22 protein-coding genes are annotated in these 21,233 nt (G+C 74.0%); 14 read left to right on the forward strand and 8 right to left on the reverse strand.

Going from position 1 to position 21,233, the window contains the following annotated elements:
• Positions 1 to 7: 7 nt before the first annotated feature.
• Positions 8 to 1,408 carry a PepSY-associated TM helix domain-containing protein gene (locus tag ACZ7HQ_RS14200; protein WP_470988537.1) on the reverse strand — a complete coding sequence of 467 codons (1,401 nt, stop codon included), beginning with the start codon at positions 1,406 to 1,408 and terminating at the stop codon, positions 8 to 10.
• Between the two features lie 132 nt (positions 1,409 to 1,540).
• Here ACZ7HQ_RS14200 and ACZ7HQ_RS14205 point away from each other — a divergent pair, with 132 nt between their 5' ends.
• Positions 1,541 to 2,185 carry a peptide deformylase gene (locus ACZ7HQ_RS14205; protein WP_470988540.1) on the forward strand — a complete coding sequence of 215 codons (645 nt, stop codon included), beginning with the start codon at positions 1,541 to 1,543 and terminating at the stop codon, positions 2,183 to 2,185.
• A gap of 8 nt (positions 2,186 to 2,193) precedes the next feature.
• Here the strand turns inward: ACZ7HQ_RS14205 and ACZ7HQ_RS14210 are convergent, their stop codons facing one another.
• Positions 2,194 to 3,624, reverse strand: coding sequence for a dihydrolipoyl dehydrogenase family protein (locus tag ACZ7HQ_RS14210; protein ID WP_470988542.1), 1,431 nt, complete (start codon positions 3,622 to 3,624; stop codon positions 2,194 to 2,196).
• A gap of 118 nt (positions 3,625 to 3,742) precedes the next feature.
• Between ACZ7HQ_RS14210 and trxA the strand changes: the two genes are divergently transcribed.
• Positions 3,743 to 4,120 carry a thioredoxin gene (trxA, locus tag ACZ7HQ_RS14215; protein ID WP_470988545.1) on the forward strand — a complete coding sequence of 126 codons (378 nt, stop codon included), beginning with the start codon at positions 3,743 to 3,745 and terminating at the stop codon, positions 4,118 to 4,120.
• A gap of 15 nt (positions 4,121 to 4,135) precedes the next feature.
• Here the strand turns inward: trxA and ACZ7HQ_RS14220 are convergent, their stop codons facing one another.
• On the reverse strand, positions 4,136 to 5,137 hold the full coding sequence (locus tag ACZ7HQ_RS14220; protein ID WP_470988548.1) for a LacI family DNA-binding transcriptional regulator: 1,002 nt from the start codon (positions 5,135 to 5,137) through the stop codon (positions 4,136 to 4,138).
• 163 nt (positions 5,138 to 5,300) lie between these two features.
• On the opposite strand from ACZ7HQ_RS14220, the gene ACZ7HQ_RS14225 reads away from it, so the two are divergent.
• On the forward strand, positions 5,301 to 5,969 hold the full coding sequence (locus ACZ7HQ_RS14225; RefSeq protein ID WP_470988551.1) for a TetR/AcrR family transcriptional regulator: 669 nt from the start codon (positions 5,301 to 5,303) through the stop codon (positions 5,967 to 5,969).
• Between the two features lie 38 nt (positions 5,970 to 6,007).
• Entirely contained in the window at positions 6,008 to 7,153 is a 1,146-nt protein-coding gene (locus tag ACZ7HQ_RS14230) for an FAD-dependent oxidoreductase (protein WP_470988554.1), read from the forward strand.
• Between the two features lie 376 nt (positions 7,154 to 7,529).
• Here the strand turns inward: ACZ7HQ_RS14230 and ACZ7HQ_RS14235 are convergent, their stop codons facing one another.
• Positions 7,530 to 8,210, reverse strand: a complete 681-nt coding sequence (locus ACZ7HQ_RS14235) for a TetR/AcrR family transcriptional regulator (protein WP_470988557.1) — start codon at positions 8,208 to 8,210, stop codon at positions 7,530 to 7,532.
• A 98-nt stretch (positions 8,211 to 8,308) separates the two neighbouring features.
• Between ACZ7HQ_RS14235 and ACZ7HQ_RS14240 the strand changes: the two genes are divergently transcribed.
• From ACZ7HQ_RS14240 to ACZ7HQ_RS14250, 3 genes are all read left to right on the forward strand, one after another.
• Positions 8,309 to 8,872: an NAD(P)H-dependent oxidoreductase gene (locus tag ACZ7HQ_RS14240; protein ID WP_470988560.1), complete on the forward strand. Its 564-nt coding sequence runs from the start codon at positions 8,309 to 8,311 to the stop codon at positions 8,870 to 8,872.
• Between the two features lie 235 nt (positions 8,873 to 9,107).
• On the forward strand, positions 9,108 to 10,082 hold the full coding sequence (locus ACZ7HQ_RS14245; protein ID WP_470988563.1) for an alpha/beta hydrolase: 975 nt from the start codon (positions 9,108 to 9,110) through the stop codon (positions 10,080 to 10,082).
• A 113-nt stretch (positions 10,083 to 10,195) separates the two neighbouring features.
• Positions 10,196 to 11,617, forward strand: coding sequence for an amidase (locus ACZ7HQ_RS14250; protein WP_470988567.1), 1,422 nt, complete (start codon positions 10,196 to 10,198; stop codon positions 11,615 to 11,617).
• A 6-nt stretch (positions 11,618 to 11,623) separates the two neighbouring features.
• Here ACZ7HQ_RS14250 and ACZ7HQ_RS14255 read toward each other — a convergent pair whose 3' ends face one another.
• Both ACZ7HQ_RS14255 and ACZ7HQ_RS14260 read right to left on the reverse strand, forming a co-directional pair.
• Positions 11,624 to 12,052 (reverse strand): hypothetical protein, encoded by a 429-nt coding sequence (locus tag ACZ7HQ_RS14255; protein WP_470988570.1) that lies wholly within the window; start codon positions 12,050 to 12,052, stop codon positions 11,624 to 11,626.
• A gap of 53 nt (positions 12,053 to 12,105) precedes the next feature.
• A complete protein-coding gene (locus tag ACZ7HQ_RS14260) occupies positions 12,106 to 12,807 on the reverse strand; it encodes a helix-turn-helix transcriptional regulator (RefSeq protein WP_470988573.1) in 702 nt (233 codons plus the stop codon).
• A 147-nt stretch (positions 12,808 to 12,954) separates the two neighbouring features.
• On the opposite strand from ACZ7HQ_RS14260, the gene ACZ7HQ_RS14265 reads away from it, so the two are divergent.
• Both ACZ7HQ_RS14265 and ACZ7HQ_RS14270 read left to right on the forward strand, forming a co-directional pair.
• Positions 12,955 to 13,368, forward strand: a complete 414-nt coding sequence (locus tag ACZ7HQ_RS14265) for a cupin domain-containing protein (RefSeq protein ID WP_470988576.1) — start codon at positions 12,955 to 12,957, stop codon at positions 13,366 to 13,368.
• A 184-nt stretch (positions 13,369 to 13,552) separates the two neighbouring features.
• Positions 13,553 to 13,999 (forward strand): type II toxin-antitoxin system PemK/MazF family toxin, encoded by a 447-nt coding sequence (locus ACZ7HQ_RS14270; RefSeq protein ID WP_470988579.1) that lies wholly within the window; start codon positions 13,553 to 13,555, stop codon positions 13,997 to 13,999.
• Here the strand turns inward: ACZ7HQ_RS14270 and ACZ7HQ_RS14275 are convergent.
• A complete protein-coding gene (locus tag ACZ7HQ_RS14275) occupies positions 13,984 to 14,844 on the reverse strand; it encodes a TIGR02452 family protein (RefSeq protein ID WP_470988582.1) in 861 nt (286 codons plus the stop codon). The two genes, ACZ7HQ_RS14270 and ACZ7HQ_RS14275, sit on opposite strands and share 16 nt — an antisense overlap.
• Before the next feature lie 285 nt (positions 14,845 to 15,129).
• Between ACZ7HQ_RS14275 and egtA the strand changes: the two genes are divergently transcribed.
• Genes egtA through egtD form a run of 4 tightly spaced genes read left to right on the forward strand, consistent with a single transcriptional unit; the run spans position 15,130 to position 19,548 of the window.
• The gene (egtA, locus tag ACZ7HQ_RS14280; RefSeq protein ID WP_470988585.1) at positions 15,130 to 16,479 is read left to right on the forward strand and encodes an ergothioneine biosynthesis glutamate--cysteine ligase EgtA; all 1,350 of its coding nucleotides are present in this window, start codon (positions 15,130 to 15,132) and stop codon (positions 16,477 to 16,479) included.
• Positions 16,476 to 17,813, forward strand: a complete 1,338-nt coding sequence (egtB, locus tag ACZ7HQ_RS14285) for an ergothioneine biosynthesis protein EgtB (protein ID WP_470988588.1) — start codon at positions 16,476 to 16,478, stop codon at positions 17,811 to 17,813. The genes egtA and egtB overlap by 4 nt, the downstream gene beginning before the upstream one ends.
• Positions 17,813 to 18,592: an ergothioneine biosynthesis protein EgtC gene (gene egtC, locus ACZ7HQ_RS14290; protein ID WP_470988590.1), complete on the forward strand. Its 780-nt coding sequence runs from the start codon at positions 17,813 to 17,815 to the stop codon at positions 18,590 to 18,592. Before egtB ends, egtC begins: the two co-directional genes overlap by 1 nt.
• Positions 18,589 to 19,548, forward strand: a complete 960-nt coding sequence (egtD, locus tag ACZ7HQ_RS14295; RefSeq protein ID WP_470988593.1) for an L-histidine N(alpha)-methyltransferase — start codon at positions 18,589 to 18,591, stop codon at positions 19,546 to 19,548. The genes egtC and egtD overlap by 4 nt, the downstream gene beginning before the upstream one ends.
• 1 nt (position 19,549) lies before the next feature.
• Here the strand turns inward: egtD and ACZ7HQ_RS14300 are convergent, their stop codons facing one another.
• Positions 19,550 to 20,803, reverse strand: a complete 1,254-nt coding sequence (locus ACZ7HQ_RS14300) for an extracellular solute-binding protein (RefSeq protein ID WP_470988595.1) — start codon at positions 20,801 to 20,803, stop codon at positions 19,550 to 19,552.
• A gap of 213 nt (positions 20,804 to 21,016) precedes the next feature.
• On the opposite strand from ACZ7HQ_RS14300, the gene ACZ7HQ_RS14305 reads away from it, so the two are divergent.
• On the forward strand, positions 21,017 to 21,232 hold the full coding sequence (locus tag ACZ7HQ_RS14305; RefSeq protein ID WP_470988597.1) for a dodecin: 216 nt from the start codon (positions 21,017 to 21,019) through the stop codon (positions 21,230 to 21,232).
• The last annotated feature ends 1 nt before the right edge of the window (position 21,233 follow it).

A 21,233-nucleotide genomic window follows, 5' to 3' on the forward strand; every position in this document is an offset into this window, starting at 1 on the left:
GACCACGCTACTTCATGCCGGGCGCACTCCCGTAGGCCCGTCGGCCGCGCCGGTGGGCGATCTCGCCGAGGAGGACGTCCACGGCGAGGAAGGCGGCCAGTGGGATGCCGAGCAGCGGCACGAAGCAGCCGAGTACGGCGACGGCCGCGAGCGCCGGGACCAGGAGGTACGGCGGCACCTCGGCCCAGGCGCCGCGCGGAACGGGCCGGCCGAAGGCAAAGCCGCGTCCGCGCTGCCACCACATGCGGTAGCCCCACAGGATCAGCAGGATCAGGGCGAGCGCGAGCAGGGCGAGGGCGATCTGGTTGACGAGCCCGAAGAGGACGCCGGTGTGCAGGTCGATGCCCCAGCGGGTGAGCTTGGCGAGCACCGGGTAGTCGGCGAACCGGAGTTCGTCGGTGACCTTGCCGGTGGCCGGGTCGACGGCGACGGAGTCCTGCTTCTCGGGCCAGCTGCGCTGGACCTGCCGTACGACGTAGGCGCTGTGCGCATCGGCGGGCGGCACGATCTCCACGGGGTCGCCGAGCCCCCTGGCACGGGCCGCCGCGAGCACCTTGTCCAGGCCCGCACCCGGCGCGGCGGCGCCGCCCGCACCCGCCGCCGTACCGTGACCCGCGTGCTCGCCGACGGTCACGGCCGCCGAGACGGACGGGGCGGCCTGGCCCAGTGAGGTGCGCAGCTCGTCGATGTGCGCGCCGGCGTAGGCCGACCAGGTCAGCCCGGTCGCCGACAGGAAGAGGAACCCGGCGGCGGTCCACACCCCGACCGTGCCGTGCAGCCCGAGGGTGCGGCGCCGCCCGCCGGTCCCGCGCACCTTGCGCTGCGCGCGGCGGCGGGAGAACCACAGCACCAGCCCGCCGGCCGTGATCACCCAGAGCCAGCTGGCGGCCAGCTCGCTGTAGAGGCGGCCGGTGTCGCCGAGGTGCAGATCGCGGTGGAGTTCGTCGATCCAGGTGCGCAGGGGCAGCGCGCCGGTCGAGCCGTACTGTTCGAGCGCGCCGCGGACCTGGCCGGTGCGGGGGTCGACGAAGACGGCGAGGGTGTGCTCGGGGTCGACCCCCTTGACGCCGGAGAGCAGCACGCGGGTGGTGGCGCCGGGCTCGGGTGCGGGGCGTACGGCCGCGAGGGAGCCCTCCGGGTGGGCCTTGCGAGCGGCGGCGACCTGGACGGAGACCGGCAGTTCGCTCTTCCCGGCGGGAACGGTCAGCTCATGGCCGTAGACGAGTTTCTCGGCCTGGAACGAACCCGCGTACAGCAGTCCGGTGACGGCGGCGACCAGCAGGAAGGGGGCGACGAGCACACCGGCGTAGAAGTGCAGGCGCAGCACGAGCGGGCGCAGGGGGGCCCAGCGGCTCCGGGTGGCCGGGCCGGACGTCTCGACCCTGCCGGCGGGGGGAGCGGAGGTCATCGGGGGGTTCTCCGGGGACATGGCGGGGAAGCGGGGACGGTCCAGTAGCCGGGCCGCCAAGGGGCGGAGTTCCCCGGGGCTCTGGTGACCTGTGCCACAGGGAGGGCCGGGTGGGCATGGCATGCTGACGCGATGGCAGCTCCCCGTGATCACGCAGCGCTCGCCGAGCGGGTCGAGGAACTCCTCGCCGCCGGCGGCCCCCTGCCCGTCGTCGCCGCCGGGCAGCCGGTGCTGCGGCACGGCACCGAGCCGTACGACGGTCAGCTCGGCCCCGCCCTGCTCGCCCGCTTCATCGAGGCGCTGCGCGTCACCATGCACGCCGCGCCCGGTGTGGGTCTGGCCGCGCCGCAGGTGGGCGTGCCGCTGCGGATCGCGGTCATCGAGGATCCGGCGCCGGTGCCCCAGGAGGTGGCGGTGGCCCGGGGCCGGGTCCCGCAGCCGTTCCGTGTCCTGGTCAACCCGGCGTACGAGCCCGTCGGCACCGCGCGTGCCGCGTTCTTCGAGGGCTGCCTGAGCGTGCCGGGCTGGCAGGCGGTGGTGGCCCGGCACGCCGAGGTGCGGCTGCGCGGCGAGGACGAGCACGGCCGCGCGCTGGACGAGGTGTTCGCCGGGTGGCCCGCCCGGATCGTCCAGCACGAGACGGACCACCTGGACGGCACGCTCTACCTGGACCGCGCCGAGCCGCGCTCCCTGTCCACGAACGAGGCGGTGACGGCGCTGTGGGCCCAGCCGACGCCGCGGGCGGCGGCCGAGGCCCTCGGTTTTGAACTCCCCTAGGACCGGGCTCAGTTGTCCCGGTACGCCTCCAGCAGCCGGAGCCACACCTCGCTCAGCGTCGGGTAGGACGGGACCGCGTGCCACAGCCGGCCGACCGGGACCTGCCCGGCGACGGCGACGGTCGCCGAGTGGATGAGTTCGCCGACGCCGGGGCCGACGAAGGTGACCCCGCGCAGGATCTCTTCCTCCAGGTCGACCACCATGCGGGCGCGGCCCCTGTAGCCGTCGCCGTAGAGTCCGGCGCCCGCTACGGAGGAGAACTCGACGTCGACGGCGCGGACTCGGTGGCCGGCCTGCTCCGCCTCGGCGAGGGAGAGGCCGACCGCGGCGGCCTCGGGGTCGGTGAACACGACCTGGGGTACGGCGTGGTGGTCGGCGGTGGCCACGCAGGCGCCCCAGGACTCGGCCGGCACGGGGTCGCCGGCCGCGCGGGCGGCGATGGCGGCTCCGGCCATGCGGGCCTGGTACTTGCCCTGGTGGGTGAGCAGGGCGCGGTGGTTGACGTCGCCGACCGCGTACAGCCAGTCGGTGCCGGTGACGCGGAGGGTGTCGTCGACGTCCAGCCAGGAGCCGGGTTCCAGGCCGACGGTGTCGAGGCCGAGGTCGTCGGTGTGCGGAACGCGGCCGGTGGCGAAGAGGATCTCGTCGGCCTCGATCCGGTCGCCGGCGGAGGTGACGGCGACGACCGTGCCGTTCTCACGGGCGACGGACTCCACGGAGGTGCCGGTGCGGATGTCGGCGCCCGCCTCGGTGAGCGCGTCGGCGACCAGTTCACCGGCGAACGGCTCCATCCGGTTCAGCAGGCCCTTGCCCCGCACCAGCAGGGTGACCCGGGAGCCGAGTGCCTGCCAGGCGGTGGCCATCTCGGTGGCGACCACCCCGCCGCCGACGACGATCAGCCGGCCCGGCGCGGCCTGGGCACTGGTGGCCTCGCGGCTGGTCCAGGGCTTCACCTCGGCGAGGCCGGGCAGGTCGGGCAGCTGGGCGCGGGTGCCGGTGGAGAGGGCCACGGCGTGCCGGGCGGTGAGGGTCGTGACGGTGCCGTCGGGCGCGGTCACGGTGACCGTACGGGGTCCGGCGAGGCGCCCGTGTCCGCGGTGGAAGTCGGCACCGGTGCCCTCCAGCCAGGCGACCTGGCCGTCGTCCTTCCAGTGGGAGGTGTACTCGTCCCGGCGGGCGAGAACGGCCGGGGTGTCCAGCGGACCCTGGACCGCCTGGGCCAGTCCGGGCAGGCGGCGCGCGTCGGCCTGCGCGATGACCGGCCGGAGCAGGGCCTTGCTGGGCATGCACGCCCAGTAGGAGCACTCGCCGCCGAGCAGTTCGCTCTCCACGAGCGCGGTGGTGAGCCCGGCCGCGCGGGTGCGGTCGGCGACGTTCTCCCCCACGGGCCCGCCCCCGATCACCACGACGTCGTACGCGATGGTTTCCGTTTCCGTCATGGGGTCAGTCTGGTGGGTGGTGTGCGCCACGGCCACACGGGTAAGGGCGCGGAATACGTCATCGGGTGGCCGTGTTGTGCCCACGGCTTCGCCCGCACCCAGGAACGAGGAGTACGCCATGACCAGCACCGTGGAGCTGACCAAGGAGAACTTCGACCAGACCGTCACGGAGAACGAGTTCGTTCTCATCGACTTCTGGGCGGAGTGGTGCGGGCCCTGCCGGCAGTTCGCACCCGTGTACGAGAAGGCGGCCGGGGACAATCCGGACCTCGTGTTCGGCAAGGTGGACACCGAGGCGCAGCCCGAGCTGGCCGCGGCCTTCGGCATCCAGTCGATCCCGACCCTGATGATCGTCCGCGACAAGGTCGCCGTCTACGCGCAGCCGGGCGCCCTTCCCGAGCCCGCCCTGACGGACATCATCGGGCAGGCCCGGAGCCTGGACATGGACGAGGTCCGCAAGAGCATCGCGGCCCAGCAGGGCGGCAGCCCCGAGTAACCGTCGGGCGGCGGGTCAGCTGGACTCCCGCTGGATCACCGAGGCACCCAGCACCGTGTGCACCTCGGGCTCGCCGCCGGGGTCGCGCACCGCCCGGTCGACGAGTTCGGCCAGGTCGCGGCCCGAGGGCAGTTCGATGTGGACCGTGCTGAGGCGGGGGCGCAGCAGCCGGCCGAGCATCAGGTCGTCGGAGCCGATCACGGCCACGTCCTCGGGAATGCGCAGGCCCTCGTCCTGCAGGGCGCGCATCAGCAGCATCGCGTACTCGTCGTTGTAGGCGAACACCGCGTCCAGACCCGACTCCCGCCATCCTGAGGCGAGTCGGGCGGCGGCTTCCTCCGTGTACGCGAGCGGCAGCTCCGTCACCGCGGCGTCCGTGCCCTGCAGCGCCTGGCGCACTCCGGCGAGGCGGGGCCGGGAGTAGGCCGCCAGTCCCGGCTCCTCGGGCACCACGACACCGATCCGGCGCCGGCCCCGGGCGTACAGGTGGGCGCCCGCGCTCCGGCCGACGGCGTCGTGGTCCATCAGCAGGGCGTGCGCGCCGTCGACGCGTTGCGAGCCGAGCGTCACCACGGCACGGGCGCCGGAGCGTTTGAGGACGGTGACGCCCTGCGGCCCGAGTTCCGCACCGGGCACCAGCACGGCGACCGGCCGCAACTCCGCCCAGGCGCGGGCGGCTTCGTCGCCCTGGAGGCCTACGGTGCCGTACTGCACGACGGTGTAGTCGAGCCGGCCGAGCGCCCACTGCAGTTCGTTGAGGAACCTGCCGTACAGGGGGCCTACGGGGATGGCCGGGGCGGGCATGAGGACCATGCGGCTGTGTCCGGCGCGCAGGCTGCGGGCGGCGGCGTGGGGGACGTAGCCCAGTTCACGCGCGGCCTCGCGCACGCGCCGGCGCGTCGGTTCGCTGATGCGTACGGCGCTGGTGTTGTTCAGGACGTAGGACACGGTCGCGCGCGAGACGCCGGCCAGGCGGGCCACGTCGGCGCTCGTGGGCGTGTTCGGTATCTGCACCATGACAGACCGCATCTTGGCAGAGGGGCGGGGGCCGGGCGCAGGCGGGGCGACGTGGTTCACCTTTCGACGAACTGGGGCACATCGACGGCAGGTAGGAACATGTTCGTCACGAACACGATCGCCACGAACTTGTTCGTAACGAACATGTTCGTTACCGTGAGGCATGACCGCTTCCCCTCGATCCCGTCGTGAGCGCCCCGCCAAGCCCGCCCTGACCCGGGAGGGCATCGTCACCGCCGCCGTCGCGATCCTGCGCGCGGAAGGGCTGCGCAAGGTGACCATGCGGCGCCTGGCGCAGGAACTCGACACCGGCCCGGCATCGCTGTACGTCTACGTCCGCAACACCGACGAACTGCACGCGGCGGTCCTGGACGAGCTGCTCGGCACGGTGGCGCCCGCCCCGGCCGAGGGGGACTGGCGGGAGCGGCTGGAGGCAGTGCTCACCGCCTACACCGCGATGCTGCTGGAGCATCCGAGCCTCGCCCGCTCGGCGCTCACCGCGAGGCCGAACGGCCCGAACTATCTGCGTCTGATCGAGACCCTGCTCGGCCTGCTCGACTCCGGCGGGGTGCCGCGCGCGCAGGCGGCGTGGGGCGTCGACCTGCTGCTGCAGCAGGCCACCGCGACCGCCGCCGAGCACGCGGGCGAGGAGCCGCTGGACGACTGGCGGGCACTGTCCCGCGCCCTGCGCGAGGCGCCCGCCGGTACCCACCCGCACATCGCCGCGAGCGCCGAGGAGCTGCTCTCCGGCACGCCCGAGGCCCGCGTGTCGTGGGCCTTCCAGACCCTGGTCAACGGCATCGAGCGCACCGCGGTGCCCGTGTCCCGCTGAACCACGCATCCGTGTCCGACCCTCCGCCGGGAGACCCCATGACCACCAGCACGCCCCACCACCGGATCACCGTCGTCGGCGCGGGCCTCGGCGGGCTCGCCCTCGCCCGTGTCCTGCATGTGCACGGCATACCGGCCGCCCTCTACGACCTGGACCCCTCACCGAGCGCCCGGACCCAGGGCGGCATGCTCGACATCCACGACGACTCCGGCCAGGAGGCACTGCGGGCCGCCGGGCTGCACGAGGCGTTCCTCGTGCGTGTCCACGCCGGCGGCGAGGCCATGCGGGTCCTGGACCGGCACGCCACCGTGCGGCTCGCCGCCGACGACGACGGCTCGGGCGGCCGGCCCGAGATCGACCGTGGCGCCCTGCGCGAACTGCTGCTCGGCTCGCTGCCCGAGGACACGATCCGCTGGGGCGCCAAGGTGACCGGCGCCCGCCCGCTGGGCGGCGGCCGGCACGAGGTCACCCTGGCCGACGGCACCGCGTTCACGACGGACCTGCTGATCGGCGCGGACGGCGCCTGGTCCCGGATCCGCCCGCTCCTCTCCCCCGCCCGGCCGGCGTACACGGGGGTGTCGTTCGTCGAGGCCGACCTCGTGGAGGCGGATCTGCGCCACCCCGCGAGCGCGAGGGTCGTCGGTGGCGGAATGCTCTTCGCGCTGGGCCCGGGGCGGGGCTTCCTCGCGCATCGCGAGAGCGACGGCAGCCTGCACGTGTACGCGGCCGTCGAGGCGGCGGAGGACTGGCTGGACGGCATCGACTTCGGGGACACCGAGGCGGCGAGGGCGGCGGTGCTGAAGGAGTTCGACGACTGGGACGAGAGCCTGCGGGCCCTGGTCGCCGACGCGGACGGGCCGCTGGTGCCCCGGCGGATCCACGCGCTGCCGGTCGGACACCGCTGGGACCGGGTGCCCGGGGTCACGCTGCTCGGGGACGCGGCGCACCTGATGTCGCCGTTCGCGGGCGAGGGTGCGAACCTGGCGCTGCTCGACGGCGCCGAACTGGGCCTCGCCCTGGCCGCGCACCCCGGGGACACCGAGGCCGCGCTGGCCGCCTACGAGGACCGGATGTTCCGGCGCGCCGAGGTGTCGGCCGCGGAGTCGGCACACAACGCCGCCCTGCTGTTCCGCCCGGACGCGCCCCAGGGCCTGCTCGACATGTTCACGGTCCGGACCGCCTGACCGCACGTCGCGGCTCTGGGCGACGGACGCGAACGCACCGTCCGTCACGGTGCGGCGGCCACAGACCGCCAGTGAGCCCGGGCGTTCGCCACCGCGCAGCGGCCGGCGGCGCTCAGCACGCCACCAGCCGGACCACACCGGCTGATCCGGCGCCCGGCACGACGACCAGGCACCACACCGGCCGACCGTGGCTCAGCGCGGGGGTCGCGGACCGCACCGGCCGACCGGCAGCAGGCGCGGGCACTCGCGGACCGCACCGGTTGAGCCGCGCTCAGGGCGGGTGCTCGTCACCGAACCGCAGCTGACCGGGACTGTGCGCGTCGTTCGCCGGGCAGCGCGGGCGGCGGCCACTGGGCCGAGGGTCGCCGGCGGAAGGTCAGTGCGGCGGTGGGGTGGCGGTCACGCGGGCGACCAGGTCGATCCAGCCGGTCTCCAGCCGTTCCATGGGCATCCCGCACTGCCGGGTGTGGTGGTGGATCAGCGCGGGGTCGAGCGAGGCCAGCAGCGTCTGGGCGAGCAGGTCGCAGTCGGCGTCCGGCACGATCTGCCGCAGCAGCATGACGACATGGGTGCGCAGGGCCTGGTAGGCCGGGTGGGAGAACCGGCGGGTCGGCTCGGTCTGGGCGGCGAGTTGCAGGTCCAGCCGCTCGGCCGAGCGGTACAGCACCGCCACACCGAACGCCCGCAGCCGCTCCAGGGGCGGCGCTCCCGGGCCCAGCGGCGGGGGCCCGCCCAGGAAGTCGGCCTGCAACTGCCTGTCGGAGTGGTCGAGCAGCGCCATCAGCAGCCCGGTGCGGTCACCGAAGCGCCGGAACACCGTCCCTTTACCCACTCGCGCTGCCGCGGCCACCGCGTCCATGGTCACCCCGGCCACCCCGTGCTCAGCGATCAGCCGGGCGGCGGCGTCCAGCAGCCGGGCCCGGTTGCGCGCCGCGTCGGCGCGCAGGCACGGTTCCTCGGGCGCCGTGCCGACCTCCAGCAACTGGGGCGCGTCGAAGGGTTCACCGGACGGCGGGAACGGCGGCAGGGCGCTGGACATGAAGACAGCGTAAAGCATCGGGAACAAAACTGGACCGCGGTCCGCTTAGGGTGGTAGACACTAACCGGACCCTGGTCCGGATCGTAACAGCGATGTTTCAGCCTCTTGGAGTTCCCATGTCTGTTCGCATCCTCGCGCTCGTCGGCAGCCTCCGCGCCGGTTCCCACAACCGCCAGCTCGCCGAGGCCGCCGTCAAGGTCGCTCCCGAGGGCGCGGAGGTCGTGCTGTACGAGGGCCTGGCCGACGTCCCCTTCTACAACGAGGACATCGACGTCGAGGGCAGCGTCCCGGCCGCCGCCGCGAAGCTGCGTGAGGCCGCGCAGGCAGCCGACGCCTTCCTGCTCTTCTCCCCCGAGTACAACGGCACCATCCCGGCCGTCCTGAAGAACGCCATCGACTGGCTGTCGCGTCCGTACGGCTCCGGCGCCTTCGGCGGCAAGCCCGTCGCCGTGATCGGCACCGCCTTCGGCCAGTACGGCGGCGTGTGGGCACAGGACGACACCCGCAAGGCCGTGGGCATCGCCGGCGGCAAGGTGATCGAGGACATCAAGCTGTCCATCCCGGGCTCGGTCACCCGCTTCGCCGAGACCCACCCGGTCGACGACGCCGAGGTCGCCGCTCAGCTCACCGAGGTCGTCGCCCGTCTGCACGGCAACGTGGGCGAGGTCGCGGCCGCCTGAGCCGTGTCACCGTGAAAGGGGGCGGGCCGCTCGCGGCCGGCCCCCTTTCCCCATGCGCTTTTTCCGAGGGGAAGTCGAACCGGTTGGCGCTGACACGGGGTACGCGTCCGAGGGGCGCACACGGCGCCCACGAGCCGTGCGAACGGTCGCGGCCACCGCGCCCGCGCACCACCGCGCGAGGTCGGCCGCACGTCGCGCCCCCCGGCTCGTACGTCAGGACCCGTCGGGAGACCCCATGCCGCCCCTGGACCCCCCACCCCTGGACCCGGAACTCGCCGCCGCGCTCGAACTGCTCGGGGACGCCGCCGCGCCCGGATTCGCCCTGGGCGAGCTGGCGTCCGCCCGGGCCACGGGCAGCGAACTGCTCGGTCTGCTGGACCCCACCCTGGACGGCGCCTTCGAGGCGGAGGACCGTGCGGTACCGGGCCCGGAGGGCGCCCCGGACGTCTCCCTGCTGCTCTGCCGCCCCGCCCGCACCGAGTCCACGGCCGCGCTGCCGGTGCTGTACCACGTGCACGGCGGCGGCATGATGCTCGGCACCGACCGGGCCGGCGTGGACCAGCCCCTGGCGTGGGCACGCGAACTGGGCGCGGTGGTGGTCTCGGTGGAGTACCGGCTCGCCCCCGAACACCCGCACCCGGCACCGGTGGAGGACGTGTACGCGGGTCTGCTGTGGACCGCCGGGCACGCGCGGGAGCTCGGTGGCGACCCGGACCGGATCGTCGTCGTGGGCGCCAGTGCCGGCGGCGGTCTCGCCGCGGCGCTCACCCTGCTCACCCGGGACCGGCAGGGTCCGCGCCCGCTCGGCCAGGTGCTGATGGCCCCGATGCTCGACGACCGCAACGACACGGTCTCCAGCCGCCAGATGGCCGGCACCGGCGTCTGGGACCGCACCGCCAACGAGACGGCCTGGACGGCGCTGCTCGGCGACCGCCGCGGCGGCCCCGGTGTCCCGCCGTACGCCGCCCCCGCCCGCGCCGACGACCTCTCCGGCCTGCCCCCGGCCTACCTCGACGCCGGTTCCGCGGAGACCTTCCGGGACGAGGTGGTCGCCTACGCGTCCCGCATCTGGCGGTCCGGCGGCGAGGCCGAACTCCACATCTGGCCGGGCGCCTTCCACGGCTTCGACACCCTCGCCCCCCAGGCCGCTCTGTCCCGTGCGGCACGAGAGGCACGACTCGCCTGGCTGCGGAGGCTGTTGGGCCGGTGAGACGGGACCCGTCGCCGGGGCGCCTGACCCACCGCGCGAAACCCCCACGGTCACCGCCCCGCTGAGGTTACCGTTCGGTAGACACCGTTCCCGGAACCTCCCGGAGGTCGCTCATGCCGCACGACCCTTCCGCCGGTCTCGTCGAGACCCGGCGTGCGCTCGCCCACGGAGAGGTGACCTCCCGTGCGCTGGTGGAGCGGGCGCTGGCCCGGATCGAGGCCACGCAGGGGACGCTGAACGCCTTCCGGATCGTACGGGCCGAGGCCGCGCTGGCCGAAGCGGAGGCCGCCGACCGGGAGTTGGCCGCCGGGACGCGACGTCCCCTGCTCGGGGTGCCGGTGGCGGTGAAGGACGACATGGACGTGGCCGGCGAGCCGACCGCGTTCGGCTGCGCGGGTACGTTCCCGCCGGCCGCCGAGGACGGGGAGGCGGTACGGCGGCTGCGCGCGGCAGGCGCCGTGATCGTCGGCAAGACGAACACGTGCGAGCTGGGGCAGTGGCCGTTCACCGAGGGGCCGGCGTTCGGGGACACCCGCAACCCCTGGCACACCGGGCACACACCCGGGGGTTCCTCCGGCGGCTCGGCCGCCGCCGTCGCCGCCGGGCTCGTGCCCGCCGCGCTGGGCTCGGACGGCGCGGGATCGGTGCGCATCCCGGCCTCGTGGACCGGCCTGATCGGCATCAAACCGCAGCGCGGCCGCATCTCGACCTGGCCGCGCGGCGAGTCCTTCCACGGCATCACGGTCAACGGCACGCTCGCCCGGACCGTCGCCGACGCCGCCCTGCTGCTGGACGCGGCGAGCGGCAACCACGACCGGGACCCGCACCGGCCGCCCGCGCTGACCGTGGCGGACGCGGTCGGCCGCGACCCGGGCCGGCTGCGCATCGCCCTGTCCCTGAAGCCGCCGTTCACCGCCGTACCGGCCCGGCTGCACCCGGAGATCCGCGCCCGCGTCGTCGAACTCGCCGAGCGGCTCGCCGCGTTGGGGCACGATGTCGAGGAGGCCGATCCGCCGTACGGGCAGATCGGGCTGACCTTCGTGCCGCGTGCCACCGCCGGTATCGCCGACCGGGTCCGTGAGGCCCCGGACCCGGCGCTGCTCGATCCCCGCACCCGGGACGCCGCCCGGCTCGGCCGGCTGCTCGGTGGTGCTCCACTGCGCGCGGCCCGGCGCGCGGAGGCGGTGCTGCACCGCCGTATCGGCCGGTTCTTCGGGCGTTACGACGTGGTCCTCGCGCCGACGACGGCCGCTCCCCCGCTCCGGATCGGCGCCCTGCACGGGCTGCGCGGGCTGGCCACGGACCGCGCGATGATCGCCGCCTGCCCGTACGCCTGGCCGTGGAACGTGCTGGGCTGGCCGGGCGTCAACGTGCCCGCGGGGTTCGTCGGTGAGGGGCTGCCCGTGGGCGCGCAACTGCTCGGGCCCGCCCACAGCGAACCGCTGCTGGTGTCCGTCGCCGCCCAGCTGGAGGCGGAACTGCGCTGGCACGAACACCGGCCGCCGGAGCCCTCCCCCGCGCCGCGGGCCGCCTGACGGCCCTCACGCCGCCGACAGGCCGACTCCCAGGGCGATCAGGGCCACCACCTTGAGGACCTCCAGTCCCACGTACCAGAAGTGGCTGCGGGAACGGGGCAGTTCCTCGCCCGCGAGGATGCGGTCGGAGCGGCGGTTGAGCAAGGGCCGCACGACGGCCAGCTGGACGAGGAGCAGCACGGCGACGACCGCGGCCAGGGCCGTGGTCCCGGCCGGGGCGCCGCCCACGGCGATCGCGGCGATCACGACGACGGCCAGCGCCGCCTCGACGGCGTTCAGCGCGCGGAAGACCAGTCGGCCTATGCCCAGACCGACCGGGATGGTCACGCCCGGGGCGCGGAACTTCAGCGGTGCCTCCAGGAAGGAGATCGCCAGCACCATGCCGAGCCAGACGAAGGTGACCGCGCTCGCGGTGGCGGCGACCGTGGCGTTCATCGGTGTGGGGCCTTTCTCCGCCGGGTGCGGCGGGTGGGGTTCGGCGGTGGGGTTCAGTGAGCGGGGGCCGCGGGGGCGGGGGCCGGGTCGGCGGTGGTCCCGGCCAAGTGGGCCACGCACGAGCCGGGTTCCGCGAAGGGCTCCAGGCCGGTTGCCGTCAGCGGCGCGTCGAGCCGGGCCAACGCGCCCTGCATCAGCCCCAGGTGGAGCGGGCACACCACCTTCCCGTGCTCCTCGGCGAGTTCCAGGAAGGGGCAGTGCCGCAGCCGGATCCGCCGGGGCGGCCCGCCGGTCCCGTCCGCTCCTTCCGGCCGTGGTGCGAAGCCCAGCTCGTCCAGCAGCGCGAGGAGTGCGGCCACCGAGCGGCCGGCCGTCGGCTCTTCGAACGGTGCCGGCGGCTCCACGAGGAATCCACCCCACGCCCGGCCCGTCTCCATCGCCTCCGCCCGCGCCGTCGCCGGATCGGCGGACGCCCACCGGCTGAGCAGGATGCGCGCGAGGAGCCGGTAGTCACGCGTGCCGCCGCGGTCCATGCCGGGACGTGCGGTGTAGACGGTGCGCGGCCGGCCGGGTCCGGGGGCGGACTCCGCCCGGCGCTCGACCAGACCCTCGGCCATCAGGGCGTCCAGGTGGAAGCGCACCGTGTTGGGGTGGACGCCCATCCGCTCGGCCGTCTCCGCGACGCCGAGCGGCGCGGGTGCGGCGCGCAGTACGTCCAGCACTTCTCGGCGGCGCGGGCTGTCGCGTGTGGCCATCTCCGGACCTCCTCCCCCACCTGCGCGTATTTTTTACGAACCCTACATGGATTAATTGTAGAGTGGGGCAGGGGGCGAGCAGTCGGTACCGGTATCCAGGGATGGCCGGAGACGTCCGGGATACGGAAGAGTCGAGGGGATCACCAGATGACGTCGCGGTCCGCGATCGGCACCGGGCCGAACGGCCCCACGGCGGCGGATCCGCGCGTGCTGTGCGACACCCGGGCCCTGGCCGAGGCCCCGCCGGTGCCGGGCGGAGTGCTGTGGAAGCTGGCCGAGAGCGGACGACAGCTCGACGCCAACGTGGTGCGGCTCGCGGCGGGCGGCCGGATCACGGCCCACACCGAGCAACAGCTGGATGTGATGCTCCTGGTCGTGGCGGGGTGCGGCGTGCTCGGCGCGGGTCCCGCCGACGAGCCCCAGCCGCTCACCGAGGGCTCCCTGGTCTGGCTGCCGCACGGCGCGCCGCGCAGCATCACGGCCGGTGCGGCGGGGCTGGTCTATGTGACCGTGCATCAGCGCCGTCCGGGCATGCGGATCGGCCCGGGCCCCGACGCCTGACCGGCCGCACGGACCACCGCCTCGGCGGCCAGCGCCGGCCCCCCTCTGGCCAGCCGCCGCCGGCGACGCCCCGGACGCCTGACGGCCACCACGTCACCGGCGACGCTCCGTCACGGCCGGTCGGCCCAACGCATGGGGGGTGGGCGCCGGTTGTGCCGGTGGCGCGGCCCACTAGGGTGCCTGCGTGACCACGTTTACCGATGAGAACGTCCCCGGCCGGTACGGCCCCCACGCGACCGCCGAGGCCGACCCGCGCGAGGTCGGCCGGGTGCGCACCGAGTACTCCCCGGCCCACGACGGCGACCCGGACCCCGGCGAGATCGTGTGGACCTGGGTGCCGTTCGAGGAGAACGACGGCCGGGGCAAGGACCGCCCGGTGCTGGTCGTGGCCCGGGAGGCGGCCGGCGCCTTCCTCGCCGTACAGCTGTCCAGCAAGCGGCACGACGGCGACCGGGAGTGGGTCGCGATCGGCAGCGGACCGTGGGACCGGTCGGGCCGGGACTCGTGGGTGGACGTGGACCGTGTGCTGCGGCTGCACGAGGAGGGCATGCGCCGCGAGGCGTGCGCGCTGGACCGGATGCGGTTCAGCCTCGTCCGGCAGCGGCTGCACGAGCGCTACGGCTGGACCTGACCGGCGTACGCAGCGCCCGCCCGCGCCCTCGGGAACGCCTGTGCGAACGCCTCCCGGACCACCGTGCCCGGAGTCCGGTCGAGCACCCCGAACACCACGTGCTCGAAGGTGCGGGCGAACCTGCCGCCGGTGCCGAGCAGCCCCCGGAAGGCGCCGGCGACCTGCGCCGGGTCGTTCTGGAACACCCCGCAGCCCCAGGCGCCGAGCACCAGCCGGCGGTAGTCGTGGGCGGCGGCCGTCTCCAGCACCCGCTCGGCGCGGATCGCGAGGGCGCCCGGCAGCGCGCCGGCGCGCTGCGGTTCCGTCCGCCGTACGACGCCCGCGTTGGGGGCGGCCGCGGTCAGGAAGCCGGCGAGGTACGGCTCGGCCAGCGTCCGGCCCCGGTCGTCACGGAAGACGGGGACGGCCGGTGAGTGGATCACCCGGTCCGTGTAGAACGGGTCGCGGTGGGCGCGGTGGTGGTCGTAGAAGGAGCGGGCCGCCAGCAGGCAGGTGTGCAGCGCGGACGCGCGGCACAGGGCCTCCTCCTGGGCCTGGGCGCCGTTGAGGTATCCACCGCCGGGGTTCCGGGCGGACGCGAAGTTCAGGACGGCGACCGGAGCACCGGCCAGCCGGCGGGCGGCCTCAAGACTGCTCTCCCCGGTGACCTCGAAAACGGTGGCCGTCTGCCGCACCGGAAGCGGTTCCGGTACGGAAACCGGTTCCGGACCGAACATCCGTGTTCCACTCCGCGCGGCCTCGATCGCCGCCGCGAGGGACACCTCCCGGCCGTCCGGCGCGCGGTACCGGCCCGCCGCCACGATCTGCTCCGTCTCCGCGGCGATCCCGCGCAGGCGCGCGCTCACGGCGCCACCCCCGTGGACGCCGTGACCGCGGCCCGCGCGGTCTCCCCCGTCGTGCTCATGCACGCATCCTGGGTGATGCTGGTGATGCGGTGCAACGGAGTTTCCCGCCCCCGGACCGCCGGAACAGCCTGGAAACGCATACGGAAACGGAGATGACCGATCCGGGACGTCCGCTGGGGCACCCTTGTGCGAATCGGCTCGAGGGTCTTGGGTGGAACGCGCGCCGGCCCGCCCCTACGCTCGAACCGGGCCGGTGGCATGGTGGAATCTCAGGAGGATCCCGACATGTCCGATTCACGTAGTGACGGTGGTGACTGTACGGACCACCGCACCGCCGTCACCGAAGCCGAGGTCGAGGCCCTGGTCCGGGGCATCTGCTTCAAGACCGGGCCACCCCGCGCGCTGGGTGTCGAGCTGGAGTGGCTGATACACGAGCTGCGCATGCCGCAGCTCCCCGTGACACCCGAACGACTCGAAGCGGTGTACGCCGCACTGCGGGCCGTGCCCCTGCGGTCGCCGCTCACCGTGGAACCCGGCGGCCAGCTGGAGCTGAGCTCGCCGCCCGCCGCCTCCCTGATGGAGTGCATCGGCACCGTCTCCGCCGACCTGGACATCGTCCGCACCGTACTCGCCCAGCAGGGTCTCGGTCTGGTCGGCATCGGACACGACCCCTGGCACACCCCCCGCAGGTTCCTGCACGAGCCGCGCTACGACGCGATGGAGACCTGCCTGGACCGCACCGGCCCGGCGGGCCGTCACATGATGTGCACCTCCGCCTCCGTGCAGGTCTGCATCGACGCCGGCCATGAGGAACCCGGCCCGCTCGGACACGAGCGGCGCTGGTGGCTGGCCCATCAGCTGGGGGCGGTGCTGGTGGCCGCGTTCGCCAACTCCCCACTGCTCGGCAGCGAGCCGACGGGGTGGTTGTCCACCCGGCAGCTGCTGTGGATGGAGATCGGCGCCGGCCACGCGGGCGCTCCCCCGCTGGACGGCGACCCACGGGCCGCCTGGGCCCGGCATGTGCTGGACGCGCCCGTGATGTGCGTACGCCGGGACAGCGGGCCGTGGGACGTGCCCGAGGGACTCACCTTCCGGGAGTGGACCCGTTCCCGGTCGCCCCGGCCGCCCAGCCGGGCCGATCTCGACTATCACCTGACCACGCTGTTCCCGCCGGTCCGGCCGCGCGGTCATCTGGAACTGCGGATGATCGACGCGCAGCCCGGCGACGACGGCTGGATCGTGCCGCTCGCGGTGACGGCCGCGCTGTTCGACGATCCGGAGGCCGCCGAAACGGCGTACCGGAGCGTGAAACCCCTGGCGGAGCGGGCCCTGAACCTGCCCGCGCCGCACAATCCGCTGTGGACCGACGCGGCCCGGCGCGGGCTCGCCGACCCGGAACTGCGCGAGGCCGCCGACCTGTGTTTCGCGGCGGCGCTGGAGGCCCTGCCCCGGCTCGGCGCCACCGCCGAGGTGATCGGCGCGGTGGCCGCGTACCGGGACCGCTATGTCGCCCGGGGCCGTTGCCCGGCCCACGACCTGCTGGACCGGCTGGAGGGCAGCGGCCTGCTCCCGTCGCCGCCCGGCCGCACCGGGGGCACCCCCACCGCCCACGGGAGGAAGGACATCCGCACATGACCGCCCCCGAGACCGACACCGCGACGACAGACGCGGACGCCGAGGCGCTGCGCGAGCGCGCGCTGGCCTCGCTGACCACCGCCCGTGACCGCACCACGCTGCTGACGAGCCGCGTCGAGGACCCGGACCTCACCGCCCAGCACTCGCCGCTGATGTCCCCGCTGGTGTGGGACCTCGCGCACATCGGCAACCAGGAGGAGCTGTGGCTGCTCCGGGCGGTCGGCGGCCGGGACGCCATGCGGCCCGAGATCGACAACCTGTACGACGCCTTCGAGCACCCGCGGGCCGAGCGGCCCTCGCTGCCGCTGCTGACACCGGCCGAGGCCCGCCACTACGCGGGCGAGGTGCGCGGCCGCGTCATGGACCTGCTGGAGAAGGCGGACTTCCACGGCACCCGGCTGACCGAGGCCGGGTTCGCCTTCGGGATGATCGCCCAGCACGAACAGCAGCACGACGAGACGATGCTGATCACCCATCAGCTCAGGAAGGGCCCACCGGCCCTGACCGCCCCGGATCCGCAGCCGGCCCCGCTGTTCACCGGTCCGGCCGAGGTCCTCGTCCCCGGCGGCCCGTTCACCATGGGCACCTCGGCCGAGCCGTGGGCGCTGGACAACGAACGCCCGGCGCACACCCGGGAGGTGGCGCCGTTCTGGATCGACACCACGCCGGTGACGAACGCGGCGTACCAGGCGTTCATCGAGGACGGTGGCTATGACACCGAACGCTGGTGGACCCCGGAGGGCTGGACGCACATCAAGCAGCACTCGGTCACGGCTCCGCTGTTCTGGCGCCGGGACGGCGAGCGCTGGCTGCGGCGCCGTTTCGGGGTCACCGAGGCGGTCCCGCCGAACGAGCCGGTCCTGCATGTGTGCTGGTACGAGGCCGACGCCTACGCCCGCTGGGCCGGGCGCCGGCTGCCCACCGAGCCGGAGTGGGAGAAGGCCGCCCGCCACGACCCGGCCACGGGCCGCTCGAGGCGCTACCCGTGGGGTGACGCGGACCCGGCGCCGGAACACGCCAACCTGGGCCAGCGGCACCTCGGCCCCGCCCCGGCGGGCAGCTACCCCGCCGGTGAGTCCCCGCTCGGCGTACGGCAGTTGATCGGCGACGTGTGGGAGTGGACGGCGAGCGACTTCCTGCCGTACCCGGGCTTTGCGGCCTTCCCGTACAAGGAGTACTCGGAGGTGTTCTTCGGGTCCGACCACAAGGTGCTGCGCGGCGGTTCGTTCGCCGTGGACCCGGTGGCCTGCCGGGGCACCTTCCGCAACTGGGACTACCCGGTCCGGCGGCAGATCTTCTCCGGGTTCCGCACGGCCCGCTCGGAGGGCGTCTGATGTGCCGTCACCTGGCCTACGTGGGGCCCGAGGTACCGCTCGGCCGGATCCTGGTGGAGCCCGAGCACAGTCTGCTGCGCCAGTCGTGGGCGCCCCGGCGGCAGCGGTACGGAACGGTCAACGCCGATGGTTTCGGCGTCGGCTGGTACGCCCCGGACGATCCGGTCCCGGCGCGCTACCGGAGGGCGGGGCCGATCTGGGCGGACCTGTCCTTCGCCGACCTGGCCCGGGTGGTGCGCTCCGGCGCCGTCCTGGCCGCCGTGCGGGACGCGACGCTCGCGGGCGCCGACGCCGAGGCCGCCGCGGCGCCCTTCGCGTCGGGCCGGTGGCTGTTCAGCCACAACGGCGCCGTCGCGGGCTGGCCCGACGCGGCGGCCCCGCTGGTGTCCGCCCTGCCCCCGGTCGACCTGCTGTCGCTGCAGGCCCGCACCGACTCGGCGTTCGTCTGGGCGCTGGTCCTGCACCGGCTCAGGAGTGGCGACGAGCCGGACCAGGCGCTCGGTGAGACCGTTCGCCGGCTGGCCGGGGCGGCCCCCGCCTCCCGGCTCAACCTCCTGCTGACGGACGGCGCGACGATCGCCGCCACCACCTGGGGCGACACCCTCTGGTACCGCACGGAGCCCGGCCGGAGCACGGTCGTCGCCTCCGAGCCCCACGACGACGACCCGCTCTGGCAGGAGGTCCCCGACCGCACCGTGCTCACCGCGAGCCGCGCCGGTGTGCTGCTCGCACCGCTGGAGGATCCGGCGTCCGCACCATCGAAGGAGCCCTGTACGTGAGCCCCTTGCATGTCACCCGCACCCTCCCCGAGGACGCGACGGACGCCGCGCTGCGCGCCGACGTCCGGCACGGCCTCACCGTCCACCCCAAGTGGCTGCCGCCCAAGTGGTTCTACGACGCCCGGGGCAGCGAGCTGTTCGAGCAGATCACCGCACTGCCCGAGTACTACCCCACCCGCGCCGAGCGGGAGATCCTCGCCACCCGGTCCGGTGAGATCGCCGCGGCCAGCGGTGCCCGCACGCTGATCGAACTCGGCTCGGGCTCCTCGGAGAAGACGCGCCATCTCCTCGACGCGCTCGCGCCGGCGGCGTACGTCCCGGTCGACGTCAGCGAGAGCGCCCTCACCCAGGCCGGCAAGGCGCTCGTCGGGGAACGCCCGGACCTCGAGGTGCACGCGCTGATCGCCGACTTCACCGCCCCGCTGGCCCTGCCCGCGACTCCCGGGCCCCGGCTGGTGGCCTTCCTCGGCGGCACGATCGGCAATCTGCTGCCCGCCGAACGCGCCGGCTTCCTGGCCTCCGTACGCTCCCTGCTCGCACCGGGTGACGGGCTGCTGCTCGGCACGGACCTGGTCAAGGACGAGCGGGTGCTGGTCCGGGCGTACGACGACGCGGCCGGGGTGACGGCCGCCTTCAACAAGAACGTGCTGGCCGTCGTCGACCGCGAGCTGGGCGCCGACTTCGACCCGGACGCCTTCGACCACGTGGCGCTGTGGGACGCCGAGCACGAGTGGATCGAGATGCGGCTGCGCTCCCGTACCGCGCAGACCGTGAAGGTGCCCGCGCTGGACCTCGCCGTGGACTTCGCGGCGGGCGAGGAGCTGCGCACCGAGGTGTCGGCGAAGTTCCGTAAAGCGGGCGTGACCGGCGAACTGGCCGCCGCGGGGCTGGAGTTGACCCACTGGTGGACGGACACGCAGGGGCGGTTCGCGCTGTCGCTGAGCGTGGCGGGGTGAGTCAGACGTCCGGGGTGAGCGCCCGGGTGATCCTGGCGGAGGCCCGGCGGGCCTCCGTCGCCGGGTCCGCGCCCGTCAGCACCCGGGTCATGTACTCCTTGATCGGGTTGTCGGCCTCGACGTCGGCCCACTGAGGGGTGCTGGGGGTCGCCCGGCCGTGTGCCGCGCCCGCGGCCATGGCGGCGACCCCTTCCTCGCCCGCGACGGCGCTCGCCAGTGTGGTCTTGTTGGGCACGTAGTTCATGGTGCGGGCGAGTTCGGTGTCCCACTTGGCGCCGGTGAGCGCCCCGACGACGGCGGTCGCGGCGAACTGGTCCTTGGTGTTGCCCGCGACGACGAGGTCGGAGCCGCCGGTGAACACGGTGCCGGGGCGCCCGGCGGTCCTCCCGGGCACCGGGAAGAACCCCAGCTTGCCCTTCAGGTCCGGGTTCCGCTGCACGATCGACTGGGCGAGCCCCGGTACGGCGACGATCTGCGCCACCTTGCCGCCGGCGAACACCCCGGCCTGGGGCGGATGTTCCTCGTCCGCGCCCACCGGGCCCCGGCCCAGCGCCTGCAGCCGCCGGTAGAAGTCCATGCCGCGCAGCGCGGCCGGAGTGTCGAGGGTGCCCTTCCACCTGTAGTCCCGTTCCCGGGCGAGGTCGCCGCCCTCGTCCCAGATGAAGCCGGAGAGGGTGTACCAGTCCTGTCCGGCGAGGTAGATGCCCTGGTTGCCGCCGGAGTTGAGCCTCTCGGTGTCGGCGAGCCACTCCTCGCGGGTCCTCGGGGGGCGGGTGATACCGGCCGCCTCGAACAGGTCCTTGCGGTAGACGACGACGCGGTTGGCCGCGTACCAGGGGATTCCGTACTGCTGGTTGCCGTCCTTGCCGGGTTCGGCGAGGCCGGGCAGCCACCTGTCCTGGCCCCAGTCGCGCATCGACTCCAGGGTGAGGTCGGCGAGTTTGCCGCCGTCCGCGTACAGCGGCACCTGGGTGTTGCCGACCTCGATGACGTCGGGCCCGTCACCGGCGTCGCTCCTGAGCGCCGTGCGGACCTTGTCGACGATGCCCGTCCATTCCTGGATGCGGATGTCGAGGCGCAGGTCCTTGTGGGTGCGTTCGAAGTCGGCGGTGAAGCGCCGCAGGAACGCGTCGGAGGCACTGTCCTTCATCAGCCACACGGTGACGGTCTTGCGCCCGTGCTCCCCGGGGAGCATCCCGCAGGCGCTGACGAGGGAACCGGTGACACACACGAGGGCGAGCAGACGACGTCTCACGAGGGGTCCTGTTCTGTCTGGCAGGGCGGTGCGGACAGGGAGAGGGAACCCGACGTGGGGGGACGAGCGGCGAGGCTCGTACGGGTGTGCTGGATTTTGGTATGGACCAACGCGAAGGGTCAAGGGCTACTCACGGTAGGCATCCGACCGCCGTGCGGTCCGGGCGCGGATGCGGCACCGTGGAGTACGGCGTGACACGAGAGGAGCACCCGCATGACGAACCACACCTACCGGGTCACCGAGATCGTCGGCACTTCGCACGAGGGCGTCGACCAGGCCATCCGCAACGGCATCGCGCGCGCCGACCAGACCCTGCGCAACCTGGACTGGTTCGAGGTGACACAGGTCCGCGGCCAGATCGAGAACGGGCGGATCGAGCACTACCAGGTGGGCCTGAAGGTGGGCTTCCGCATCGAGGACGGCGACTGAG

The organism is Streptomyces sp. NPDC037290 (assembly GCF_055603245.1).